The organism is Bradyrhizobium sp. UFLA06-06 (genome assembly GCF_054820065.1).
Genome location: NZ_JADFUD010000131.1, coordinates 1 through 5,502, shown reverse-complemented (window position 1 = coordinate 5,502; position 5,502 = coordinate 1). Strand labels below are relative to the sequence as shown.

At 52.9% G+C, this 5,502-nt stretch carries 5 protein-coding genes; 2 read left to right on the top strand and 3 right to left on the bottom strand.

Translation table 11 applies throughout. The features are described from left to right. Together IF803_RS42090 and IF803_RS42085 are read left to right on the top strand one after the other, a co-directional pair. Window positions 1-906, top strand: a 906-nt coding sequence (locus IF803_RS42090) for an SGNH/GDSL hydrolase family protein (protein ID WP_461196112.1), incomplete at its 5' end; no start/stop codon positions are given. Between the two features lie 557 nt (window positions 907-1,463). Next, complete coding sequence (locus IF803_RS42085) at window positions 1,464-2,267, top strand: polysaccharide deacetylase family protein (protein WP_461196111.1); 804 nt, start codon at window positions 1,464-1,466, stop codon at window positions 2,265-2,267. 67 nt (window positions 2,268-2,334) lie between these two features. Here IF803_RS42085 and IF803_RS42080 read toward each other — a convergent pair whose 3' ends face one another. The 3 genes from IF803_RS42080 to IF803_RS42070 form a co-directional block, all read right to left on the bottom strand. After that, complete coding sequence (locus IF803_RS42080) at window positions 2,335-2,487, bottom strand: hypothetical protein (RefSeq protein WP_461196110.1); 153 nt, start codon at window positions 2,485-2,487, stop codon at window positions 2,335-2,337. Window positions 2,488-2,611: 124 nt separating this feature from the next. Then, window positions 2,612-4,009, bottom strand: coding sequence for an MBOAT family O-acyltransferase (locus IF803_RS42075; protein ID WP_461196109.1), 1,398 nt, complete (start codon window positions 4,007-4,009; stop codon window positions 2,612-2,614). An 18-nt stretch (window positions 4,010-4,027) separates the two neighbouring features. Continuing rightward, window positions 4,028-4,987, bottom strand: a complete 960-nt coding sequence (locus IF803_RS42070) for an SGNH/GDSL hydrolase family protein (RefSeq protein ID WP_461196108.1) — start codon at window positions 4,985-4,987, stop codon at window positions 4,028-4,030. Between the last annotated feature and the right edge of the window lie 515 nt (window positions 4,988-5,502).

Below are 5,502 nucleotides of genomic sequence, written 5' to 3'. Positions count from 1 at the left end.
GATGTGTATAAGAGACAGGAAGCAGACTATATGGGTAAATTTATTAACGTAAACGAAGGCGCGAGAAGAACGTGGAATCCCGAGGCGATCAACGATGATAAGGGTGCCAGGCTAAAGATATTCTTTTTTGGCGCGTCCACTTTATGGGGGTATGGATCTAGGGACGACTTCACTATTCCGTCTCTTGTCGCCAAAAAGTTGGCCGAAAATGGAATCCGCGCTAAAGTCACAAACTATGCAGTCAATGCGGATGTAACCACTCAAAGCTTGATGCGCTTCGTTCTCGAATTAAGAAAGGGGAATGCTCCCGATTTGGTGGTCTTCTACGGTGGGCTGCTTGACGCTTTGTCCGCATGTGATGAAGGAAAGCCGGGCGTTCCGCTTGGCAGCTCAAATCTCGAAAGAATATCTTCTGAGAAAGAAGCAAAAGCGCGTATGAGTATAAAGCTAGAAAACATGGCGCTGATAAGATTGTTCACTGGCAAAAAACAGCGCGTGGGGTGCTTTAAAAAATTAGACGTGCTGTCCGACGGAGCTTTGGAGTTCTATCTAGGGAATGTTCGGTTTATAGAGGCTCTTTCAAGGAGCTTATCCTTTAAGACATTATTCTACCTTGAGCCCCAGTTGTCCGATAAGACACACAGGACAAAATATGAAGAGGATCAGCTTTTAGAATCAGAGAAACGGCGTCCAGGAAGCAACGATCTTTACTCCCTGATGAGAAGCAAGTTGGTCAAGAGAGAATATGAGAGTTTGGGGCAGAACGTGATTCATGACTTACAAACTATCTTTTCCGATGCCCGCCCAATTTACATGGACGGCAGGCATTATGGCGAGGACGGAAATGAACGGATATCTCGGAAGATTGCAGCCGACATATTGGCACTTTATGCTCCCGCGAAGTGAGCAACACCGGTCGCGGTAGCGACACGGGTTTCCCCATGCCCCCCGCAGAGATCGGCGCGTGGGGACCCACCGCATACGGCTCCTACCTGGAGCCATGGCGTAAAGCGCTGATTGGGATAGGGATGCAGGGCTCGGATTTTGGGGATGCAGAGCGTGATGATCTGCCGGAATCGCTCCCAAGTCATGTGCGAGCGCTGGCTACGTCGCCCTATGGCGTGCAACCAAGCCCGACAGACCTCGGCGCGGAATATTGCGAGGCGCTTCAGGTTGCCAAGTACGGTGTGATACTGCAGGTAGCCCACATGCGGCTAAGCGCTTACGGATTGATGGCCTTATGTCTTGGCGATTCCGCAACACGTCAACCCCAGCTCCGTAGGAATCCGCAAAGCGCTTACAAATTTGCGACATCGTGAGGCAGCGATATGACCATGAACCGACGGTGCTTTCTACGGACTACATTCGCTGGTGCGCTAATGACTTCCGGCTCTCTTGCGCCCGGTGTTTTTGAATCTACCCTTTGTGCAGAAGGCGCTAACTCGCAAAGAATTCCAATTCTCATGAACCACGGCATCGATAGAGTGCCGCGCTCAACAGAAAGTGGATTCCGATCACTTTCTGCGGTCGAGTTCGACGCGCTCTACAGGATTGCACGAGAGCTCGATTGTGAGACGATAGGCTACGATGAGCTCGAAAAATGGCTCAAGGCAACAGGCAGCTTGCCTCGGCGACCATTGATGATCGACTTTGACCATCCGACGATCACGATGCGATATGAGGTCAACGACATCATGCAACGATATGGCTTTCGGCCAACGTTGTTTATCAATACAGCCGGAATTGAGGCTCAGGCTAGGAGTCCACTCCCGAAAATTGAGCAGCGCCAATTCATGACCTGGGACGAAGTTGGCGATCTGCTCAAGGCAGGGTGGCGCATCGGAGCTCATACCGTGAATCATCCAAACCTGTCGGATTTGAGCATACAAGATCCGACCGGAGCCAAGATTGTCGAGGAGTTGGACCAAAATAACGAAACCATCGAACGGAGACTCGGGTTAAGTCCGCGGGACTTCGCGTACACTGGGACAAGCTTCAGTACCCAAGCGGAACGGGAGGTCAGGAAACGTTATCGCTTTGGTCGGCTGTGGATAATCAACAGCCAATATAATATGGACGGCAAACCAGCACGCATGGCCGATGTGATGGGCATTGCGGGTGCTGATGAAGCTGATGGTGGTCCTCCAAAGGCGAGCCGATATATCACGAGAAACTCTAATCGTTACCGTCTACCCTCAATGGACACCAACTATATTCTTCATGATCAGGGTCCATTTCGTCGCTATCTTGGGGAAGCAAACGCATAAAGACTGCGAGAAAGTTTTTTTTCTCCGGCCGTGGTGCCAGGGATTCTATGCCGCCATGCCGCTGAGACTATCGGCTGGGGAGCTGCTGCTCGACATCAGCAACATGCGCCACGGCTTGCTCCTTCCCATCCTGCTGCATTGCGTCGACGATCAAAGGCGTCCACTGCTTGGACCACCACGGAAAGGCCGTGAGACCGAGGAATTCCTGCGCAACGCCCATACTGAAACGTCGTGGAGGCCATGCGCCAGTACTGGATGCCGACCCGCTACGCTCGCGCGTATTGATCACTGCAGACGTGGGTGCTCATGCCGGTTACCAGCAGACGGAGATCCGGTTCTCAAGCTCAGAAATCAAAATAGATAAACTTGGCTGAACTGCCTTGGCCCACCGCAATCGCGAGGGCCGAGACCGTCAACAAGATTACGCAGACGACAGGTTTTTGGGCTCTTCTGACAGCCAGCCGAACCCTTGCGTGGTCATCAAATCGATGTGCCGCAAGAAATACCAGGAAAAGTACGAGCGGGTAGGCGTGCTCCGAAAGAAAAGACCAAAAGCTGGTCGATGAACTGGTAAACGGTCCAGCGAGGACTTTATGTGCCCCCGTAAGATTTGGAGCCCGAAAATAGATCCAGGCGATCGTGACGAAGTGAAAGGTGATGATAGTCCCTAGCCAGGCGGGCAACCTGGTGTTCGGCCAGGCGCGATTGAACAAATGATTGAGACTGATGCCGATGCCGTGCAGGCCGCCCCAGATAACGAACGTCCAGTTGGCGCCGTGCCAAAGTCCGCCGATGAGCATGGTGATCATCAGATTGGCGATTTGATGGGCAACGCCCTGTCGGTTGCCCCCGAGAGCTATGTAAAGATAATCGCGCAGCCAGTGCGACAATGTGATGTGCCATCGGCGCCAGAACTCGATGATCGATTTTGACGTATAGGGAGACCGGAAATTTCGGGGTAGGCGAATGCGCAAGAGATATGCCAGACCAACGGCCATATCGGTATACCCGCTGAAATCGCAATAAATCTGCATCGAAAAACCATAGATCGTGAGTAGATAATCATACGCGCTGTGAGCGCCTGGCGCGTAAGCGAGATCGACATATGGCGCAATCCCATCCGCAAAGATCAGTTTCTTGGAAAGCCCCAGGACGAATAGAGAAGCGCCAAGTATAAAGCGGGCATCGAGCGCTCGCGCGGCTTTCGACAGTTGAGGAAGAAGTTCGTGAGGCCGTAGGATAGGGCCGGCGATCAGGTGAGGGAAAAACAACACGTGGCCGAGAATTGCAGTGAGCCGCCTCTCGATCGGAAATAGTCCTCGATACACGTTGACCACATAGGCCGTGAGCGTGAACGTGACGAAGGAGATGCCAAGTGGAAGCGCGAAGCGAAGTTCGTCACCGAAACGGCGTGGTCGTGCCGCCCTGAATGCCCCGGCGACGTCGTAAATCAGGAAGTGGGCGTATTTGAAAACTATAAGCGGCGTGAACAGGACGGCCAGGACCACGATGAGCCGCCACTTTCGAACGTCCGGAGCGTTGCCTTGCTCGATCCAGAGCGCACCGCCCCACGCAATGGTACTTAATAGATAAGGAAGCCAAGCGTACTCAGGTTTCCACCAAGCGTAGAATACGGTGCTTCCAAAAATCAAAAGATAAAGTCGATGCTGCTGCGGCGTCAGGAGATGAGCGCTGAAATAGAGAGCGAAGAAGACGAAAAAGACCGGATCGGAAAAAAGCATTGCGTTCGCGGGTCCCGGCTATTGATCGAGAACGGGAAGAATGCCTTCCGCCATTAACTTATGACCTAACGGGTTGGGATGCGGGTCTCCCGGCATAGCCCAGATTTGTTCTGGAGAAAGCTTTCCAAGCACGGGCAACAAATCGACGAATGTGTATCCGTCCGCTTGCGCAATTGAACGCATCTTGTCGTGAATGAATCCAAACGGATAATCTTTTAGGTTGTGAACATCCGGCGTCATGGCCAGGTACAGGCGAATATTCTTCTTGCCGGCATATTCGGCCAGTTGATGAAGTTGCCGTTGCATTTCGATGAAGCCTGGCTGATTATCGCGATAGACATCTTGATAGTGTTCAACGAGTGAGCGCTCTCCAGACTTGTTCAGAAGTCTGTTGACGGCGATCCAAATTGTTACTGCAAGCTCGCTATGTCTCAGGAACCAATTGCCCGCAGTCGGGTCGAGCTTCTCAGCATCCCGAAGGAAGTACTGCACGACGATATCGGTCGGCTCTAACCCCTTAAGCTCGTAGAAAAAACGCTGTACGTATCGTTCAGCGTTGTAGTTGCCGACACCGCCGTTCAGCACGTCGACACTTTCACTCTTCTCGCGTAGCGCGACCTCGATGCGGGAGGGAATCGTCTTGCTTTCGGGCACCCCCCAGCCTAGCGTGATCGAGCCGCCCAGAAACAAGATGCGACGGTTGACCTGATTGCGGGGCAAGACCGGCCCCCCACGCAACTTCCATTCGTTTGTCCGGATCTCAACCGACTGGAGAACCGCGGAGGCATTTTTAATGTGATCGTGACCAAGGTCAGGTCGCGGACTTGGAGCCTTTAGCTCCCGCGCGTATCGCCACATCTCGATATCGTAGTTCTTCATTGAGCTGTTCTTGAGGCGCAGAATCCCTTCCGCTGCGAGCACCGATGCCGTTAACGAAAACACAAACAGGAGTGCGGAGAACAAAAGTTGTTTACGCATTCAGTGGGGACCGTTTAAGAGATGGCAGCCGTCGGAGGCAGGATATCTGTGGCGTCGTCAAGCGGAAAAGTTCGCGCAATGAGGACAATCGTTTTCCACTGCCGTGATGGCGTTCATACCGTCGGCCGGGAGATGAGCGAGGCGGCGTGCTTCGGCCATTTGCTCTTGTCGTGACGATCAACAAGGCTCCTCAACTCCTTGCCGGTTGCCCACACGGCAGCCTACTGAAGTGATGATTACAGCACTAACAAATGATCTAAACGCTACCTACTCTGGTAGGAAATATTGGAAGGGTGCTAGAAGTGACCTGCCACTGAGTATTTCCTCCAGAAGGAGTTAGAGTCCGGCCCGAAGTGTAGCGAGACCGAAGTTTGGACCACCCAGAACTAGAGTTTTGCGCCTCTGTCACGTTGGCGGGCTGGTTGCGCCGACGTGGTTTTGCAGCAAAATCGGCGGTCGATTGCCGATCGCCCCATGGGGCCGTTCTTCGTTGTACAACGAGGTTTGAGAACGCC